Raw genomic sequence first — 18,471 nt, 5'->3', positions numbered from 1 at the left:
TGTACCATGTGCCGTCCCGCACCGACGGGCGCAGGAGGCTCTGCTTGACCTATGTGCTGACGCTCAAACCGCAAGCCCCGGGCTTGACCCGTCCTCAGCGCATCTTGCTCAAAATCGATGGCGAGCGGATTGTGGATGTCGAATATCGTCCCGATACCGCGACCGAGACAGCGCTGACCCATGCTGCCCAGTTTACCCCGGCCCAACTCATTGCGGCTGCGGCCCAATCAGCCCCGGGATGCGGGGTCGCTCATGGCCTGGCGCTCTGTCAAGCGATCGAACTTCTGGCGGGCATTGAAGTCCCCCCACGGGCAGCTTTTTTACGGGTTGCCGCAGCAGAACTTGAACGGGCTAGTTCGCATGCAGCCGCCGTCGCTGCGATCTTGACGGCGCTGGGCCTCGCTAGTCTCGCCGAACCCTTCACCACCACGGACGCACGCCTCCAGGCCACCTTGACCACGCTGACGGCGACTGAACCAGGTGACTGGCTCATCCCCGGTGGTGTAGGTTATGATAGCGATGCCTCGGTACGTGAAGTGCTTGAGCAGACCTCGGTTGAACTCATTGCGATCCTCTTCCCTGTTGTTGACCGCATGCTGAGCCAGCGTTCGTTGCTCGCCCGTACGGTGGATGTCGGGGTCATTACCACCCACGCCGCCACGCAGTTCCGGCTCGAAGGCCCCCTCGGGCGCGCCTCGGGGCTCACCAGCGATTTGCGGATCGACAAGCCCTATGCAGCATATGCGAGCCTGCCACCAGAACGGGTGACTCAGCCGAGTGGCGATGTGTATGCGCGGCTGGTCGTGCTGGTGCTTGAGTTGCTCGAGAGCCTCAAGTTGGTTGGACGGGCTTCGCGTGAGTTGCCCGGCGGCGAGATTTGTGGGGAGTTGCCCGAACGCTTGCCGGCAAGTATCACCAATGCAACCGTCGAAGGGGCCCGTGGCCCCATTACCTATCATGTCGAGAGTGATGGCCGTCGTTTGACCAGTGTCAGCTATCGGCTCGCGCCACAAGTTGATCGCTTGTTGACCCGTAGTCTGCTTGTGAATGCACAGGTTGATGATGCCGCGCTGGTCTTTGTTTCCACTGATCCATGTGATACCTGTGTGGAGACAGGCTACTGATGTTTTTCCTTGTACCAACTATTTTGCTGCTTGCTGCAGCGCTAAGCTTTGGGCTTGGACAGCTTGTGCCTGCACGCCAGATCGGGTTTGGCGCGGCGCTCATGATGCTGATCAGCGTTGGCATCCTTGGCATAGCACCGTTGGCAACACCTGATGAACCGCCGATCGTGATGTTGCTGCTGGGTACCGTGCAGGCAAGCCTCACGCCCGGTTTGCTAGCAAATGAACGTGCGCTCGCACTGACCCTCCTGGGGAGCGGCGGGCTGATGCTCCTCTCGCTCGCTGCGGCCATCGCCCCTGGGGTGCGTGGGTTTGGGGCGATTTTTGGCTGGGCGCTGATCTGTTTGACGGCAGCCGTGATGAGTCTGGCCGCCCCTCCGTTTTCGCTTGTCCATCCGTTGGCCTGGACCGTGATGACGCTCAGTGGCTATGCGATGTTTCAGGCTAGTGGGGTCACAACTGGCACGGCGGTTGCGCCAGAGACTCCCGCCTTGTTGCCCCGCGGCTTGATCACAGGTCTGCTGGCAAGTCTGCTGGTAGCCGCCGCCATCCTTGCCCCTGGTACGCTGATTGAAGATGGAAGCCTCTCGATGTGGCCGGCCCTCGTGTTGCTGCTTGTCGCGGCGTTTGCCTTTGCCGGAAGCCCCCCCCTGGCCGGCGGCCGCAACGAGGCCTTTGCCTTTCCTGCGCCCCTGGCAACCCTGATCTATGGGCTCGCTATGCCGGTGGCAGGCCTCAACTGGTTCTTGCAAGTCATCAGTGCTTTGCCGATTTTACCTAATCGCTGGGCGATCGCGATCGCGCTGCTCGGAACACTCGGCATGCTCGGATGTGCCGCAGCAGCACTTGCCACCCGGCGTCTGCGTCCATTGCTTGCGTTGATGCTGACGTTTCAAGTGGCCGCCATTGTGGTTAGTATCGGCCTGGCCGGGCCGCTGGCCGCGCTGGCCGCGCCAGGGCAACTGGTCAGCCTGATGTTGAGTGGGGTCATTGGGGCGACAGCCGTGGCGAGCTTTGAACGCATGACGGGGAGCGACGACGTTACAGTGCCAGGCCTCGCGTTGCCCCGGCTCGTCGGGGTGACGTGGCTCGTTGCAGGCGCACTCGCCCTCGGCTTGCCGCCGCTATGGGGGTTCTGGCCACGTCTGTGGCTCTTCCAAGCTATCCAAGAGCAGTACCCCTGGCTGCTTGCCCTGGTCATTGCAAGCATGGTGCTGATGGTACTGGCCCTCCTCGTGCCCCTCGCCCGGCTCTGGGGGCAGGGCAAGGAACGCACCGGATCGGGGATGAGTTTGGTTGAGCGGCTGCTGCTTGCGATGGCGGGTGCCCCAGTCGTGCTGCTCGGGCTGATCCCTACCCTCGTGTGGGAACCGTGGCTCGCCACGCTTACTTTTGCCCCGGTGGACTTTCCGGTCAGCTTCGGGGCCCAACTTGCGACCGGGATCGCAGGCGGCGTCTTGATCGTACTGGCACTTATGCTTGCTCGTCGCCCCATTGCACGGACGCTCGAACGGGATCTTGACGAGGAACTCACCTTCTTGACTGCCGAAGGACTAGGAACGGTGTTGCAACCTCTAGCGCACCTGAGTAACCCAACCCAGGGCTGGCAGACTATCTGGCGAGCGTTGCAAGGCGTCAGTCAAGGGTTGCGGTTTGTGCTTGGATTCTTTGAACAGCGCTACTATCTGCTGGGTATGTTGGCAGCGCTGCTTACGATTATGTTGTTGATGGCACAATGAGTATCAACTGGCTTCTGCTTGGAATTGGGATTACAGCCGCAGTCATCCTGCTGTTTCGGGATTGGCGCATTACCGTTGCTGCTCTGTTGCTCAACTATGTGGCCCAGGCCTTCTTCCTCGTCGAGCAGCAGTTTATTAGCGGGGATCTGCCGATCTTTGGATTCGCGGTGAGTACCCTGCTCATCGTCAAGGTTATTACCGGGATCAGTGTCGCGCTGATCCTGGGCATTACCGCGCTCACCTTCTCACGCGAGTATGGCCTCGAGAATCTCGATGAGTTTGGCATGGCCGAGTTGCGCCGGGCCGCTCGCGCCGCGCAACGCCAGCGCGCCAATCAACCGTTTCAGTTCAGTGAGTATGTGTTGCCCTTCTGGGCTGGCGTCCTCGCCCTGCTGGCCAGCCTGATCCTGCCACGAGTCTATGCGATTGCACCCACGGTAGCCAGTGATTTTGTCTGGTACTGGCTGGTGCTGACGGGTATTTTGACTATCGCAACGGCGGTTGATGTGTTGAAGATCGGCCTCGGCTTGCTGCTCTGTGTAAGTGCCGTTGACGTGCTCTATATGGCAGTAGTTAGTACACCTGATGCGAGTGGGCTGAATGTCATCCCACTTGCGCTCTTGAGCCTGTTCCATCTGCTGCTGGCCTTGGCCGTAGCGTATTTGAGCGGGCTCCTCTACGGACGACTCAAGACCCTTGATCTGAGTGAGCTCTATCGGTAGGCCATGCTCTATTTGCTTTTGATCTTTTTTCCGATCACGATGGCGATCAGTACGTTTATCCTGCGACGGAGAAGCGAACTGGTTATTTTTGCGGCGCTCGGCACGGTACTGACGCAAGTCTGGATCGCGCTACAATTGCCGATTGACCAGCCAACCCGCTTTCTCGGGGTGACGCTGACGCTGAGTACGCTGGGGCAGGTCTTTTTGCTGATCTTTCTCGGGATCGGGGTGTTTGCCTTTGTTGCCGCCCGCCATTTGCCGCATGGCGAGAATTTTGTGCCAATTACGCTGCTGACGCTCGCCCAGATCAGTGGCGTACTCTTGTTGCAAGATCCATTTATTACCACGCTTTTGCTTGCTTCAACCAGCTTGACCACCGTTCTGACGATCGTTGATCTGCCTGTAGGCGCGAGTGCGCTCGTCAGTACACGGGTCATTGCCGCAGCGCTCAAGTATCTCGTCTTGATGGTCGTGGCTACAGTCTTGATGTATATTGCGTTTGTCCTGACTGATGTCTTCCAGCCTGGGGAACTACCCGGGCGGATTTCGCTTGCCCGTTTCATTCTGGCCCTGCTTGCGACCAGTTTCGCCCTTCGCCTGGCGCTGATCCCGTTTCATACGTGGCTCACCGATCTGGTTGATTACGCCGAGACGCTTGTTTCGGCCGTGACGATTACCCTGCTCAATACGACGAGTCTGCTCGTGCTGATTCTCGTGTTTCAAAGCTATCCGATGCTGCTCGTCGAGAGTGCCGAGGTGCTCTTTGTGATACGCCTCGGGGCGCTGGTCAGCGTCATCGTTGCGGGGCTCCTTGCCCTGGCACCGGCATCGTTGCGGCGGACAAGCGCGTACCTGATCCTCTACCATTGCGGGATCGTCTTCTACGGCCTGGCTGCCGTCTCAGAACTCGGACTCGCGGGGGCGATCTTTGGGGCTTTTAATCAGACCCTGGCCGTGATGCTGCTCTTTGTGAGCCTCGGGTTGCTCGAACGCCCCGATGGACGCACACCAGGGGTGGTCAGACGGGATCTCTTGCGGCGCTGGCCGGTCGCGGCGACCGGGTTGATCGTCAGTGGGCTCTCGCTGCTCGGGCTACCACCGCTCGGTGGGGCGATGAGCCATCTGTTGATCTATCAGGCGGCTGCCGAGAAGGGTTGGCTCGAGTTGTCGATTTTGTTGCTCGGCACGCTGCTCGCCGGGCTTGGCCTGGCACGGATCGCCGCTGAACGGTTGCTAGGCCCCGGCGAAGATACGCTGGTGGTCGAGCCACTGATGCTCGGTGAAACCGAACTCGACCGTCCGCCCCAGCGTCGCCTGGAACCCGAACCGCCGAGTGCCGCTGTGTTGACGTTGCTCTTGATGCTCATCACCCTCGGCGTGGGCCTCTATCCACAACCGTTGCTCGCGGTGATTGATGAGGCAATCCGTGGTCTCGCCTTTATCCAGGCTTTGTAGGCTTATGAATGCTCTTCTACTCATCATTGGCTCGGCGCTCCTGTATCCCGGGGCGTTGACCGCCCTTGTCGCGGGGTTGCTCTACCGTGTGGTACGCCGGGGGAAGCCTGGTGTCGAGGGCATGGCAGCACTCCAAAGCCAGGAGGGACGGGCCCATTTGGCTGGACTGGTGCTGGCGAGCCTGGGGTTGGCGTTGTTGCCCTGGCCGCTGCATCCGAGTGGGGCCACGACAAGCTGGCTCTGGGCTTGGCTCGCCTTTGAACTAGCGTTTCTGGTGCCCCTTGTGCCAGCCTTGCTCACCGGAAGACCAGCGCTCGGGCGGGCGGCAATCCGCGAAGCCCAGCTTGGCACTTTGGCGCGGGCCTTATTGTGGGGAGCCCTCGCGGTGGCCTTGACCTTGCATCAACGCTGGGATACAATCGCTCTACTTGCCCATATGCTTGCCCTGCTCGGGGCCCTGATCGCCTTCCCGATAGCAATCGGGTGGGGTCCCTTTGGTCCTGAAGAGTTTATCACCCCAGGGGGGGTGGCGGCCGGGCTCGATGCCGATGGGCAGGCTTTGGACAAACTAGCCCGTGATCTGCGCGCCGGAATGTTGCTAGCAGCCGTGCTCGTGGCCGTGTTACCAGTCGGCTTGGTTCCAACCTTCATCAGCTTGCCGCTGATCGTGGGCGGGATCGTGATCGGGGCACTACTCTTGCGTAACTTTGACGGTCGCCAGGCACGCCTGACCCTGCCCGATGCCCTGCGCTTCTGTTTGATCTGGCCCCTACCGTTGACCCTGGTCGCAACGGTGGTGCTGAGTGTGGTACGCTAAATGCTTGGAGCTTCAGTGACAGCCGTTATTGACATTGCTAATCTGTACAAGGCCTATGGCGATGTGTCAGTGTTGCAAGGGCTCAATCTGCGGGTCGGAGCAGGCGAGTCTTTCGGCTTGCTGGGCCCCAACGGAGCGGGCAAATCAACGTTGATCCATTTGATGCTGGGTTTTTTGCGACCTGACCGGGGACAGATCGCACTGCTTGGCACCACCAGGCTTGAGCAAATCCGGTTACGGGTTGGCTATCTGCCCGAACGACAGCGTTACCACATGGCCTACAGTGCCCGTGAGTACCTGCGCTTTCTCGGAAGTTTCAGTGGGTTGACCGGGGCAGCCATGCACGAGCGGGTTGACCGTGAATTGGCCCTGGTGGGCCTCACCGAGGTAGCCGACCGCCGCCTGGCAACCTTCTCGAAGGGCATGCTGCAACGCCTTGGCATTGCGCAGGCGTTGCTGATGGATCCCGATCTCTTGCTGATTGATGAGCCGACCAGTGGGCTCGATCCTACGGGACAGCGTGAGGTAATCGACCTGCTCAACGAGGTGCGCCAGCGCAACCACACGCTCTTTCTGTGTACGCATTATATGCATGAGATTGATCAACTCTGTGATCGCGTCGGGATCATGGCGAACGGGCGCATTGCGGTCGAAAGAAAGGTCGCTGATCTGCAGGGCATCGTAAATAGCGTACGGATCAAGGTACAAGGGATGACGGCACAAGTCCAAGAAGCGCTGCACACCCTCGGGCCAGGTATTCATTGTGAAGGCCAGAGTGTGCGCATCAGCCAGAATTCACCGCGTTTGCAAGCAGCGGTTTTGCGGACCCTGCTAGATGCGAATGTGGTCATCCTGATGCTCGAGCCGCTGGAAAACCCCATTGAACGCCTCTACCTTGAAACCATTCAAGCCACCAAACTACCGAGCGGCCTCCACACGTCCTTGGGCATGTTCAATAACTCACAGCGCCCCATCCTCACCCGCACGCCTCCCGAGAAGGTGGCGTCACCCGAGCGCCAGGGTGAGCGCGATCCTCTTTTGCATGAACTGTTGCAAACCGGAAAGACCGAAGACAAATAAGGCACCGTTGAGCCACAGGAGACGAACAGAGGTATGCGGCTGTTACGATTTACCGGCTTTTCGCTACTCGAATATCTACGCTCGGGACGGGTTGCCATCGAGATCATTGCCGCCCTGCTGATCTATGCGATCTTTTTGCGTCGCCCAATGGATGTGACCTACTTTTTCAATGTCGTCGGCATCTTTACGCCCCTGTTGACGCTCTATACGATGGCAATCGTGATCAGCCTCGGGGATCGCCCCCAGGGTTATGTCGTTGTCTCACGGGGCATCGGACGAGCCACCTTTCTCCTCGGGCTCTTTTTCACGGCGTGGACACTTGTCGCCGGAACATATGGGCTTATCTCGGTCATCGTCGCCTTGTTCAATCCTCCCACCGAGCTTGATCTGCTCAACTGGCTGCTCGGCACCCTGCCGTTGCTCCTCAATATTGGCCTGCTCGCCGCCTTGATGCTCTTGCTCTCACCGCTGGTCTTGCCGACCGGCTGGCGGCTCTTTATCTTGAGCCTGATCGCGCTCGCTTTTTCAGGGAATTTCATCGGTGGGCAACTACTCAATGCGCTTCCCGAAGCAGTGCGGGCCCTGCTCCGCGCCCTACAAGCGCTGCTTGGTGGCCCCCTGGTGCCCGCCTTTTATGGCTTTCAACTCGCAGTCACCCGCGATTACAGTTCCGCCACAGCCCTGGCGAATCTCTTCGCCCAGGCGTCGCTCCTCATTTCGCTCCTCGGGCTTGCGATCTACGCATTTGCCCGACGTGATCTGATCTTTAGTACACAATAAGCGTAGGTGCGACCATGAACGAGGTGATCATTATTGGCGCAGGCGCTGCCGGGCTCGCCGCAGGTCGGCGTCTCTACGAGGCCGGTTGGAAAGTGTTGCTGCTGGAAGCACGTGAACGCATCGGGGGCAGGATCTGGACGGATCACCGCTATGGGCCGGTCGAGCTCGGGGCCGAGTTTATTCATGGTGCGCAGGCGACAACCTGGCAGTATGTGCAGGCTGCCGGGCTACGAACCCAAGCCTGGGGAAGTGATCGCCGTTTTGCCCGCCGGGGAACCATGCTTGCCACCGACGATCCGTGCATCGCCCTGACGTATCAATTCTACGAGGCCGTCACCACATATGCGGGCCCCGAGCGAAGTGTGGCCGACGTGATGGCGAGCCTTGCTGAGCCTGACGAGCCGGCGGCCCAGATGACCCTACGCTGGCTGACAAATCTCGAAGGGGCTGATCCTGCCCGCTTGAGCGCGACGGCCCTGGCCCACGAACGGCGCACCAGCACCAACGGGCAAGGCAATTTCCACCTGCTCGATGGCTACGCGACCCTGGTGACAGCCATAGCCGCTGGGTTGACCATCAAGACCGGCGCCCCGGTGACCAAGATCACCTGGCAACGCGGCGAAGCCGTCGTGACCCTGATAGATGGCACCCAGCACGTCGCGCCCCGCGTGATCATCACCGTGCCGTTGGGGGTGCTCCAGGCGGGAACAATCACCTTCACCCCTGAACTACCCGCCACCAAACAGGCCGCCCTTGAACGCATCGCCATGGGCCACGTGACCAAGCTTGTGCTCTGGTTCGATCGGCAGTGCTGGGAACCTTTCACCATCATGAGCACCGATGGAAAGATCGTCACCTGGTGGCCGGTGGTGAGCACCACCACACCAGCGCTTATGGGCTATCAGGGCGGGGCGGCGGCGCTCGCGCTCGCGCATATGAGCGAAGATCAAGTCCTCACCTTAGCCCTGAACGAACTGACGAGCCTGTTTGGCAACGAAGTACGTCAGGCCTGGCTGGGAGGCCAGATGAGCGCATGGTCCAACGATCCGTGGAGCAACGGGGCCTATAGTTACAGTCCGGTAGGCATGGGGGCAGCCCGCGCCATGCTCGCTGCACCAGTTGACGACGCGCTCTACTTTGCAGGCGAAGCGTGCGCAACGAACGGCCATCTGGCAACCGTGCATGGGGCCATCGAGAGTGGGCATCAGGCAGCAGAGGCGATCCTAGCAAACCAGGGCACCGAGTTGATCGCGTAGCCAAGCGATCTGGGTAGCATTGACCCGATAGCAGACGGCGGGACCATCTGAATAGGCTTCGAGCAACTCGGCATCACGCAAGACCCGCAGATGCTGTGACAACGTTGACTGCGCATGAGGGCCACCATCGGGGAGATGAAGCAGGATCTCGTTCCCGATGCAATCGGGATGCCGCATCACATACCGCAAAATCGCCAGACGAACCGGATTGCCCATAGCCTTGCACGCCTGTGAGAGCCGCTGATCCGGACCGTGCAACGGATCGGAGCCATTACTGTTCCCCATACCCTACCTCCTCGCTGAGGTTGCATGGTGTAATGCTACGCCGTGCAAGCCATGCTGTCAAGGCGATTCTTTACAATTCCGTTCAGGCTGCGCTATAATCTAGCTATGCTCACGCCAACTATCATCGAGGCACTGCCCTCGAGTTACACTATTCGCGACATCAAGATCGCCCCAAATATCACCCTTGCCCCGATGGCGGGGGTGACTGACAGCATCTTTCGCCGGATGATCCTGCGCCTCGGTGGGTGCGGCCTGGTCAGCACCGAGATGACCAATGCGGCCAGTGTCACCCCCAAGGCCTTGAAACGCCATAAACTGCTCGATTTTTACCCCGAAGAGCGCCCGCTGACGATGCAGATTTCGGGCAATGATCCCGATCTGATTGCCGAAGCGGCTCGCACCGTCGCAGGGTTGGGGGCCGATATTCTCGATATCAACTGTGGCTGTCCATCGCCCAAGGTCACCGGTGGCGGTCACGGGGCCTCATTGCTGCGCGACCTGCCCAAGATGCAACGAGTCTTGCGAGCGGTGACGGCAGCCGTCACGATCCCGGTGACGCTCAAATTTCGCGCCGGGTGGGACGAGCACAATCTCAATTTTCTTGAGACCGCCCGGCTTGCCGAGGATGCGGGCATTGCCGCACTCGCTTTGCACCCACGTACCCGCGAGCAAGGCTACAAAGGGAGTGCCGATTGGCGTCGGATCGCCGCCGTCAAGCAGGTTGTGACGATTCCGGTCATTGGCAGTGGCGACGTAAAAACCGCTGAAGACGCCCTGGTTCGTCTCTATGAGAGCGGGGCAGACGGGGTGATGATCGGGCGGGGTGCGATGGAAAACCCCTGGATCTTTGTGCAAATCGCGCAGTTGCGGCGGGGCGAAGCGGTCTTCGAGCCAGGGCCGAACGATAAACTCGATTTTCTGGTGCGCTATATGGGGATGTGTGAAGAAGAGCTGCCCGACCGGCTGGCGCTCAACAAAATCAAGCAATTGATCGGCCAGTTTGCCCTGGGCATGCCCAACAGCAGCCACCTGCGCGTCGCCGTGCATCACGCAAGCACCCTCGACGAAGCACGGAGCCATATCCAGACCTTCTTTCACCACGCAACCGCCCCAGAGCGCTGGGTTGACCAGGTAAGCACAAGGTAAGGGCATGCACGACGGCTACATCTTTACCCTCGGCATCTGTGGCAGCACGATGGCAAGTGGCCCGGCTCCCGCCAGCCTCGATCTGATGCTGGCGGCCCTAGCCCCCGTCAAACGGGCGGCCTATTTCGGTGAAGTCCTGATCAGCACTGACCTGCCTTCGCTCGACGACCCGCTGACTACGCCGGTGCTCAACGACATCGCCGACGCCGATGTCTTGCTCATTACGACGCCCTTGCCGGGAGGGAAATTGCCCGCGCGGATGCATGCGCTCGTGCGGCAGATCGAGCAAGCCACCCCGGTCGATCGACGGCGTTTTGCGGTGATCGTCGCTTTCACCGATGGCACGACAGAAGGGCTGTGGCCGCTGCGCCATGCCCTGGATGCGGCGGCGATCGAGGTGCTTAGCGAGCTCTATGCGCCCGCCGAGGCTGACCTCGACGAACTGACCCCTGAACTCACTAGCCTGGCGCACATGGTCTATGAACGTGCACACGCCTTGCACCCCGAGGCCTTAACGTGAACGATGCGCCCCTCCCCAGGTTTCCAGCCGCGAAAAACTGGCTCGGCGACGAACTGCTCTACTGGTTCTTTGCGCGCTGGTCGCTCTGGAGCAGCTTTGACCGGGTCTGGCTCCAGAGTCACGGCCCCCTGCCCGATCCTGACGACGGGCCACTCATCCTCTATCTCAACCACAGCGCATGGTGGGATGGCTATCTGATGTATATCATCCACCGCATCGTCTTGCAGGGACGTTTCGACGCGCACCTGTTGATGGAAGAGAAACAACTGCGTGCGTACCGCTTTTTCACCTGGTCAGGGGCCTTTGGGCTTGACCGAGGCAACCCGGCAGAGACCGAGCGTACGCTGGCCTACACGGTCAAGCTGTTGCGCGAGCGCAAAGGGTCGCAAGCGCGGTCAGTCTTTATCTTCCCGCAGGGGCGGATCGTACCGCAGGATCAACGCCCGCTCGTGATGTATCCAGGGGTTGCGCGTATCATTACGCAACTCAACGGCGACGTGAACCTCTGCCCAGTCGCCCTGCGCTACGAATTTTCAGGCGAACAGCGCCCGCACGCCTTTATCCGTATCGGGCCAGTGCATCGAGCGGACGCAGCAGACTCAGCCCGCGCAACGATGCGCGACCTCAACAAGCGGCTGACGCAGGCGTGTGATGCCTTACGCGACGACGTTGTGGGTGAGCAGCGCAACCGCTTTGCCGTCATCTTGCGTGGGCAACGCGGCATTGACCAGCAATTCGATAGGTTTCGCAAACTCTTTCGGCGCACCCGAAGGTAGCAGAGCGGCGCTCAGACCTCACAGGTCTTGAAGGACCTGTGAGGTCTTATGAGGCCCCCAAGGCCCCATCCGGAGGCTTACGCCCCCGACTCCTGCTCGGTCTCACGCATGCGGCGAGCCAGACGGGGCAAGGCCCAATGAAAAGCAAGTGCCAGCATGATCAAACCACCGACCAACGCAGCGAACTCTTGCCCACGCGACAGATTGACGAGGACAAACATCGTCAAATTGGTCAAATAGAGGGTCACCGGCAACCAGGGCCAGAAGAAGTGCGCCGCATCGCGTTGCACATCATCGAGCGCATAGGCCGCCTCGCGTCGGCGAGCGGCCTTGGCGCGATAGCGCAACAACACCCAACTCAGCAGCAGACTGGTCACAAACCAGGCAACAAAATTCGAAAGCGGAATGCCATAATAGATATCATCTGGCGTCCCACTCCAGACCCAGTACCCATTGATATGCACCGCAAACGGCTCGATCGTCACATCGAGCAAGAGGGCAAAGACTGCCGCCATCAAGACCTTGGTACTGCTCACCTGCTGATCCTCGGCCATCGGGCGATTTTCACGACCCAGGATCAATTCACCGACACCCATTGCGGTCGTCACCACCAGCAGCCATGCAAAGGGGATCGCGAGCGGCACCACGCCGAAAATCTGGGGCTGCAACACCTCGGTATACGAAAATGCCCCAAAGGGAAAGCCCGTTGTAGCCCCCGTATGTTCAACCAGCCACGAAAGAAAGAGGATCCAAAGCGAAGCGAACGCACCCCACCGCCCAAAATTGACAATGAGCCAGAGCCCCATCAACGAACCCTGCAACAAGAGCAACACTCCACCCATCCAAGTGCCCCAGACAGGCACCCGATCAAGCGCGATAAGAGCAATCGACCAGGGATAGATAAAAAGGTACGAGGCGAAAAGCGCGGCTACTCCCTTACGGAGGCGCGTGGTCTGGTGTGACATACGTGATAACTTCCTATCGACAGAATGAAAACATTGCAAGCACCAGAATCATTATAAATTCGTGTTTTTTGCTTGTCAAAGCCACATAATTCCATTCCTATTTTGTGTTTTTCTTGGATCTTTCCTCGGTTTAGGATAAACGCCCTAAAACCGATACTTAGGCCAGCGGAAACGACCAACTGCACTGGTCGTTTCCGCTAGCCCAAGCGAATTTTCTAGAGGCTGCGCCCCCAAACTCCGCGTCGTAGCTAAGACCGTTGGCGATCGCAGGCCGCAACGTACACACCTTACAGGCGCAACCGGCGACCGAAGATCGCCGGTTGCTAGCGCAACTTATCCTCGGCAGGCATAAACTGCTTGATCGTCTCGATCGGCAACGGGAAGATAATCGTACTATTCTTCTCGACGGCAATCTCAGTGAGCGTCTGGAGATAACGCAACTGGAGGGTAACCGGCTCACTGGCAATGACAGCGGCAGCATCAGCGAGGGCCCGACTCGCCTGCAATTCACCCTCAGCGTGGATCAACTTAGCGCGCTTCTCACGCTCAGCCTCGGCCTGCTTGGCCATCGCCCGTTGCATATTCTGGGGCAACTCGACATCCTTGACCTCGACGATCGTCACTTTGATGCCCCAGGGTTCAGTCTGTTCATCAATGATCTGCTGAAGCTTCTGATTAATCAATTCACGCTTGGCCAGCAACTCGTCAAGCTCACCCTGGCCAACAACCGAGCGCAGGGTTGTCTGCGCAATCTGCATCGTCGCACGAATATAGTCCATCACTTTAGTGACCGCCCAATTGGGATTGATCACCTGAAAATAGAGCACCGCATTGACCTTGATGGTGACGTTATCCAGGGTAATAACTTCTTGCGCTGGCACATCCATCGTAATGACACGGGTATCGACGCGCACCATGCGCTCGAAGACGGGAACCACAAAAAAGAGGCCGGGGCCACGGGCACCAACCAGACGTCCAAGGCGAAAGATCACCCCGCGCTCGTATTCAGGCACAATCTTGATCGACGAAAGCAAAACCATCAGGGCGACAAAACCTAGGACACCCAGACAGGCAAGCAAAAAAAGACCACTTCCACCATTCATTATCCCACTCCTTCAGACTAAACTATTCGGTCGGGTTTGGTTCGTGCGGGCGTTCGCCCGTGGTCGGCGTCGACGCAAGACGTTTCACCGTCAAGCGCAGGTCATAGACCCCGGTCACCCGCACCCACTCACCCATTTCAACATCACCATCTTCGCTGAGCGCACGCCAGAGCGCACCCTCAACAAACACCATCCCCTCGGGTTCGAGGGGTTTACGGACTTCAGCCAGACGCCCGATCATGCCCTCCTGACCAGTTGTCACCGGTGCATTGCGGGCCCGTACGGCAAGCAAAACACCCACCGTCGCAAACGCGGCAATCAAGACCGCCACCAGCAAAATCGCCCAGAACGCCACCGCCACACCCGGAGCCTGCGCATTGTCAAACATCATCATGGCGCTCACCACCAGTAAGACCAAGCCAAGCACCGTAACAGTGCCCTGGGAAGGCAAAAAGAGATCAGCGGCAACGAGCCCGAACGCAAGAAAGAGCCCTAAAACGGCCAACCAGCGTACAGGCAAGGCAAAGAGGCCAATCAAAGCCATCATGAGCAAGATCAAGGCCAGCCCTGCCAGCACACCGAGCGTCGGTGTGACGAGTTCGGCATAGGCGGCAACCCCCGCCATGATCAGCAACAGAAAGGCCACAGTCGGATTGGCGAGAAGCATCAGGATCATTTCCCACAGGGTCGGCTCGAGGAGCTTTGTGGGTTGCCCAAGCGTACGCAACGTACGAGTCTCGCCATCAGCAAGCACAACAACCTGCCCTTCCAGCAGGGTCAACAACTCTTCGCGGTCGCGTGCAACCAGATTGATTGCCGGTGGAATAAGTTCAATTGCCTGAGCATTGCTGAACACAATGCCCTCACGGACAGCCGGTTCAACCCAGCCATCGTTCCGTCCCCGCTCGCGGCTCCAGGAGCCAAGCTGGAGGATCGCCTCGTTGAGCAACAACTCACGCGCCTGCTCGCCGAGGTTGGCATTGGCTTCGATCAGAGGCACTGGAACCCCAAAGGAGGTATCCGGGGCCATGGCAGCAACATGCGAGGCCGCTAACAACCACGAACCTGCGGCCCCGCTCGCGATCCCGGGCGGAACAAAAACCACGACGGGCACACTGGCATTCGCAAGATCGGCGGCAACCAGACGTACATCGCGTAACACAGCACCCGTCACACCGAGTTCAATAAGCAAGAGCTCGGCGTCATTCGCTTCGGCTTCACGCAAGGTGCGCCGGAGATAATCAACCGTGTGGGTACTGACGACACCACTCAACTCGACGGTAAAGAGTGGTCCACGAGCCTGTGCGGCGACAGGCTGCACAAGGGTGCTAACAAAGTGGAGGAGGAGGAGACCAAAAAAACAGAGGCGCCCAAGACGCCCAAGCCTCCATTGACGAAGAATACGTTTCATACGAATCATTGATGCTGTTGCCTCAAATGTACAGACCAACTTCAGTATAATACGTTTTTGGACAAAAAAGACAAACTTTGCGGGTTTTTGCATAAAAAGTCGTAGGGGCGAAGTAGGCACCCCGCCAGGGCACGCGCGAGGGGTGCCCCTACACCGGCCCCGGCCCCAACCGGTAGGGGCACCCCTTGCGGGTGCCCTGATAGCGCGTCTTTATTGTCTCCGGTTTCGTATGATGCAATCGCCCTAAAGCACGGGGCAGCAGTGCGTACTTTGACCCTACGAATGTGATATAATATATGTATTAGCCACGTTGGGAATTGATGGCGGGCGCACAGGCGTACCGTAGATTCCTCAGCGGGGGCTTTTTTTATGGCCTTGAGATACCAGAAGGAGGGTTCTGATGGCAAAAGAAGAACTGCTACATACGACGGTCGAGCATCTTGATATCAAGCGCGTGAACGTGGTTCCGCTGATCGAGATGATGGGGCAAACAGCGTTTCAGGCCCGTAATCTTGCGCGTGCGGCGCAGATTGCCGATGCAATGGTTGCCGATCCAGAGGCAACCGTGATTCTGACGCTCGCTGGGAGCCTGATTTCAGCCGGGCAAAAGGGCGTGATCCTTGATCTGTTGCGCTGCAATGCGGTTGATGCAATTGTTTCGACTGGGGCCAATATTGTTGACCAGGATTTCTTCGAGGCGCTCGGCTTCCGGCACTACCAGGGCAACCCCTTCGCCGATGATAATGCGTTGCGCGAGCAGATGATTGACCGTATCTATGATACCTATATTGACGAGGAAGAGCTGCGGATCTGCGATGAGACGATCCGTGTGATCGCGGAAACGATGGAACCCGGAGTTTATTCGAGCCGCGAGTTTATTCAGGCCATGGGCGCGTATCTCGCCGAGCACCATCCCGACGCCGAGAGCATTGTGCTCGAAGCGTATCGCCGCGACGTGCCGATCTTTGTGCCCGCGTTCTCGGATTGCTCGGCTGGCTTCGGGCTCGTTGCCCACCAGGTTGTCCATCCCGACCGCCATGTGAGCATTGATAGTGTCAAGGACTTCCGTGAACTCACGGCGATCAAGGTCTGGGCTGGCACCACCGGGTTGCTGATGATCGGCGGCGGTGTGCCCAAGAATTTTGTCCAGGATATTGTCGTTTCCGCCGAGTTCCTTGGCTATGATGCCGCAATGCACCAGTATGCGGTACAATTGACCGTGGCCGATGAACGTGACGGGGCGCTCTCGGGGTCAACCCTCAAAGAGGCCAACTCGTGGGGCAAGGTAAGCCTTGCCCAAGAGCAGATGGTCTTTGGTGAGGCGACGGTGACCTTCCCGTTGCTCGCCGGGTATGTGTACCACAAGGGCAATTGGCGCGAGCGCCAACCTCGTTCATGGGCACGGGCACTCGCTAGCGGGCGGCTGCTGGACTATGCTGCGGCGACGGCACACGCTCAGAAGTGATACCTTATGTATCAGGTTGCGGTTTTGCTTAGTGGCACAGGTTCGAATCTTCAGGCGCTCTTCGAGGCCGAAGATGCCGGGCAGTTGGGGGCACAGGTGAGCCTGGTCGTAAGTGACCAGGCTACCGCATATGGGCTGCAACGTGCGCTGCAGCGCGGGGTGGCAACGGCGCACGTGCCGTTGCCCGCCGCGCCGCGTGGCCCGCAACGGGCGATGGTGCGCGCCGCGTGGGAGCAACGCCTCGCGGGGGTAACGGCGGCCTTTACCCCCGATCTCGTGGTGCTCGCGGGCTTTATGCGGATTCTTTCGCCAGCCTTCTTGAACTGGTTCCCCCAGCGGGTGATCAATCAGCATCCTGCGCTTTTGCCCGATGATAGCAGCGATACCGTAACAACAAGCACGGGCCTGGTCATACCCGCCCTGCGTGGCGCACACGTGGTTGACGAGGCCGTGCAACGTAGGCTGCCGGTGAGTGGCTGTACGATTCATCGGGTGACGCCCCGGGTGGACGATGGGCCGGTGCTTGCCCGCGCCGAAGTGCCCCTGCGCCCCGATGATACCCCGGCAAGTCTGCACGAACGGATCAAGGTTGAAGAGCGCCGCCTGATTGTCGAGGTGGTGCGCAGTCTGGCCCAACGCTGATGTATGATCTTGCGCCCCACAATCCGTATACGCTCAGCCTGACCACGCCCCTCGTAGCGGGGGCGGGCAGCGTCGGCTATGGCGTTGAGGTCGCCCGCCAACTCGGGTTGACCAGTCAACCACCGACCCACGGCCTCGGTGCGTTGCTCACCCGCACCACGACGCTGCGCCCGATCCGTACACACCCGCAGATCCACGAGACCCCGGCAGGTCTGGTGCTCACTGATGAGCAGGCCAATCCCGGGGTTCGTACAGTACGCGAGCGCTTTGCCCCGCTCTGGCGAAACTGGAATCTGCCCGTCATCGTGAGTGTCGCCGCCGAACATCCGGCGGAACTCGAACGTCTGCTGACGGAACTTGAGGCGAGTGAGGCCGTGCGCGGGATCGAGCTCGCCCTTGCTGCCTCTGAAGCCCTGACACCACACGCAGCACAGAGTCTGATCACGGCAGCGCGGGCTACAACACCCTTGCCATTAATTGCCAGATTGTCAGGCGAAATGGCAACGATGCTTGCCATCGCCGAGGCCGTCGTTGCGGCCGGGGCCGACTGCCTGGCCCTGACTGACGGCGTACCCGCTGCCGTCGCCAGTGCCACAGGCTATCGCGAAGGCTTGCTCTACGGGCCAGCGCTGCACCCCATCGTCCTACGCCAGCTCACCGCGCTCGCCGCAGCCGTGACCGTGCCCATCATTGCCGGCGGCGGCGTCACGAGCCTTGCCGCCGCACGCGCCCTGCTCGATGCCGGAGCCACCGCCGTCAGCCTCGACACCGTGCTGCTCACCGATCTACGAGCCCCGGCACAGTGGGGAGCCTGTGGCTAAGGGCAATTCGTTACGCACTCCCAGCCTGTTGAGCGAAGAACGACACTAGCGGTATCACGGTGATAAACGTACTAAAAGGTGCGAAATCGTCTGGATTATTCGTCAGGATACGGGTGACCCCAATTGTCTGCATCGTGGCGACAATATTGGTATCATGTACCTGCCCAAATCGGTCTAACCTGCAGGGCGATTGAATCTTCTGTGTATGCAGCCCGCCAGGGCACCCGCCAGGGCACCCGCCAGGGCACCCGCCAGGGCACCCGCCAGGGCACCCGCCAGGGCACCCACCAGGGCACCCGCCAGGGCACCCGCCAGGGCACCCGCCAGGGCACCCGCCAGGGCACCCGCCAGGGCACCCGCCAGG

19 protein-coding genes are annotated in these 18,471 nt (G+C 59.7%); 14 read left to right on the top strand and 5 right to left on the bottom strand.

Translation table 11 applies throughout. From position 1 onward, the window contains the following. Nucleotides 1-53 precede the first annotated feature (53 nt). The 8 genes from A9Q02_RS16010 to A9Q02_RS15975 are packed head-to-tail and all read left to right on the top strand — an operon-like array spanning nucleotide 54 to nucleotide 8,973. Nucleotides 54-1,124, top strand: coding sequence for an NADH-quinone oxidoreductase subunit D-related protein (locus tag A9Q02_RS16010; RefSeq protein WP_245860581.1), 1,071 nt, complete (start codon nucleotides 54-56; stop codon nucleotides 1,122-1,124). Continuing rightward, nucleotides 1,124-2,863: a hypothetical protein gene (locus tag A9Q02_RS16005; RefSeq protein ID WP_097654092.1), complete on the top strand. Its 1,740-nt coding sequence runs from the start codon at nucleotides 1,124-1,126 to the stop codon at nucleotides 2,861-2,863. The genes A9Q02_RS16010 and A9Q02_RS16005 overlap by 1 nt, the downstream gene beginning before the upstream one ends. Continuing rightward, nucleotides 2,860-3,585 (top strand): hypothetical protein, encoded by a 726-nt coding sequence (locus A9Q02_RS16000; protein WP_097654091.1) that lies wholly within the window; start codon nucleotides 2,860-2,862, stop codon nucleotides 3,583-3,585. Before A9Q02_RS16005 ends, A9Q02_RS16000 begins: the two co-directional genes overlap by 4 nt. A 3-nt stretch (nucleotides 3,586-3,588) precedes the next feature. Continuing rightward, the gene (locus A9Q02_RS15995) at nucleotides 3,589-5,040 is read left to right on the top strand and encodes a proton-conducting transporter transmembrane domain-containing protein (RefSeq protein ID WP_097654090.1); all 1,452 of its coding nucleotides are present in this window, start codon (nucleotides 3,589-3,591) and stop codon (nucleotides 5,038-5,040) included. A 4-nt stretch (nucleotides 5,041-5,044) separates the two neighbouring features. Beyond that, nucleotides 5,045-5,857 carry a hypothetical protein gene (locus A9Q02_RS15990; protein WP_097654089.1) on the top strand — a complete coding sequence of 271 codons (813 nt, stop codon included), beginning with the start codon at nucleotides 5,045-5,047 and terminating at the stop codon, nucleotides 5,855-5,857. Continuing rightward, nucleotides 5,858-6,937, top strand: a complete 1,080-nt coding sequence (locus tag A9Q02_RS15985; protein ID WP_097654088.1) for an ABC transporter ATP-binding protein — start codon at nucleotides 5,858-5,860, stop codon at nucleotides 6,935-6,937. 33 nt (nucleotides 6,938-6,970) lie between these two features. Then, a complete protein-coding gene (locus A9Q02_RS15980) occupies nucleotides 6,971-7,717 on the top strand; it encodes a hypothetical protein (protein WP_097654087.1) in 747 nt (248 codons plus the stop codon). A gap of 14 nt (nucleotides 7,718-7,731) precedes the next feature. Further along, nucleotides 7,732-8,973, top strand: a complete 1,242-nt coding sequence (locus A9Q02_RS15975) for a flavin monoamine oxidase family protein (protein WP_097654086.1) — start codon at nucleotides 7,732-7,734, stop codon at nucleotides 8,971-8,973. Here the strand turns inward: A9Q02_RS15975 and A9Q02_RS15970 are convergent. Beyond that, on the bottom strand, nucleotides 8,941-9,258 hold the full coding sequence (locus A9Q02_RS15970; RefSeq protein WP_097654085.1) for an ArsR/SmtB family transcription factor: 318 nt from the start codon (nucleotides 9,256-9,258) through the stop codon (nucleotides 8,941-8,943). The genes A9Q02_RS15975 and A9Q02_RS15970 overlap by 33 nt on opposite strands. 105 nt (nucleotides 9,259-9,363) lie before the next feature. Between A9Q02_RS15970 and dusB the strand changes: the two genes are divergently transcribed. The 3 genes from dusB to A9Q02_RS15955 are packed head-to-tail and all read left to right on the top strand — an operon-like array spanning nucleotide 9,364 to nucleotide 11,700. Then, nucleotides 9,364-10,404 (top strand): tRNA dihydrouridine synthase DusB, encoded by a 1,041-nt coding sequence (gene dusB, locus A9Q02_RS15965; RefSeq protein WP_097654084.1) that lies wholly within the window; start codon nucleotides 9,364-9,366, stop codon nucleotides 10,402-10,404. 4 nt (nucleotides 10,405-10,408) lie between these two features. Continuing rightward, nucleotides 10,409-10,924, top strand: coding sequence for a hypothetical protein (locus tag A9Q02_RS15960; protein WP_097654083.1), 516 nt, complete (start codon nucleotides 10,409-10,411; stop codon nucleotides 10,922-10,924). Continuing rightward, nucleotides 10,921-11,700, top strand: coding sequence for a lysophospholipid acyltransferase family protein (locus A9Q02_RS15955; RefSeq protein WP_097654082.1), 780 nt, complete (start codon nucleotides 10,921-10,923; stop codon nucleotides 11,698-11,700). Before A9Q02_RS15960 ends, A9Q02_RS15955 begins: the two co-directional genes overlap by 4 nt. Before the next feature lie 77 nt (nucleotides 11,701-11,777). Here A9Q02_RS15955 and A9Q02_RS15950 read toward each other — a convergent pair whose 3' ends face one another. From A9Q02_RS15950 to A9Q02_RS15940, 3 genes are all read right to left on the bottom strand, one after another. After that, nucleotides 11,778-12,665: a carotenoid biosynthesis protein gene (locus A9Q02_RS15950; protein WP_097654081.1), complete on the bottom strand. Its 888-nt coding sequence runs from the start codon at nucleotides 12,663-12,665 to the stop codon at nucleotides 11,778-11,780. Between the two features lie 323 nt (nucleotides 12,666-12,988). Then, entirely contained in the window at nucleotides 12,989-13,768 is a 780-nt protein-coding gene (locus tag A9Q02_RS15945; protein ID WP_097654080.1) for a slipin family protein, read from the bottom strand. A 22-nt stretch (nucleotides 13,769-13,790) separates the two neighbouring features. Further along, the gene (locus A9Q02_RS15940; RefSeq protein WP_097654111.1) at nucleotides 13,791-15,179 is read right to left on the bottom strand and encodes an NfeD family protein; all 1,389 of its coding nucleotides are present in this window, start codon (nucleotides 15,177-15,179) and stop codon (nucleotides 13,791-13,793) included. A 400-nt stretch (nucleotides 15,180-15,579) separates the two neighbouring features. Here A9Q02_RS15940 and A9Q02_RS15935 point away from each other — a divergent pair, with 400 nt between their 5' ends. The 3 genes from A9Q02_RS15935 to A9Q02_RS15925 are packed head-to-tail and all read left to right on the top strand — an operon-like array spanning nucleotide 15,580 to nucleotide 18,107. Then, complete coding sequence (locus A9Q02_RS15935) at nucleotides 15,580-16,644, top strand: 1,9-bis(guanidino)-5-aza-nonane synthase (RefSeq protein ID WP_097654079.1); 1,065 nt, start codon at nucleotides 15,580-15,582, stop codon at nucleotides 16,642-16,644. A gap of 6 nt (nucleotides 16,645-16,650) precedes the next feature. Then, nucleotides 16,651-17,286 carry a phosphoribosylglycinamide formyltransferase gene (gene purN, locus A9Q02_RS15930; protein WP_097654078.1) on the top strand — a complete coding sequence of 212 codons (636 nt, stop codon included), beginning with the start codon at nucleotides 16,651-16,653 and terminating at the stop codon, nucleotides 17,284-17,286. Further along, on the top strand, nucleotides 17,286-18,107 hold the full coding sequence (locus tag A9Q02_RS15925) for a beta/alpha barrel domain-containing protein (protein WP_097654077.1): 822 nt from the start codon (nucleotides 17,286-17,288) through the stop codon (nucleotides 18,105-18,107). Before purN ends, A9Q02_RS15925 begins: the two co-directional genes overlap by 1 nt. Nucleotides 18,108-18,281: 174 nt before the next feature. On the opposite strand, the gene A9Q02_RS24315 is transcribed toward A9Q02_RS15925, so the two are convergent. Next, nucleotides 18,282-18,471 (bottom strand): hypothetical protein (locus tag A9Q02_RS24315; RefSeq protein WP_216361537.1); only part of this gene is annotated, 190 nt, incomplete at its 5' end.

The sequence above is a fragment of the Candidatus Chloroploca asiatica genome (assembly GCF_002532075.1).
Classification (GTDB): domain Bacteria; phylum Chloroflexota; class Chloroflexia; order Chloroflexales; family Chloroflexaceae; genus Chloroploca; species Chloroploca asiatica.
Note: the sequence above shows the minus strand (reverse complement) of the source record. Positions and strands in the feature narration are given on the sequence as shown.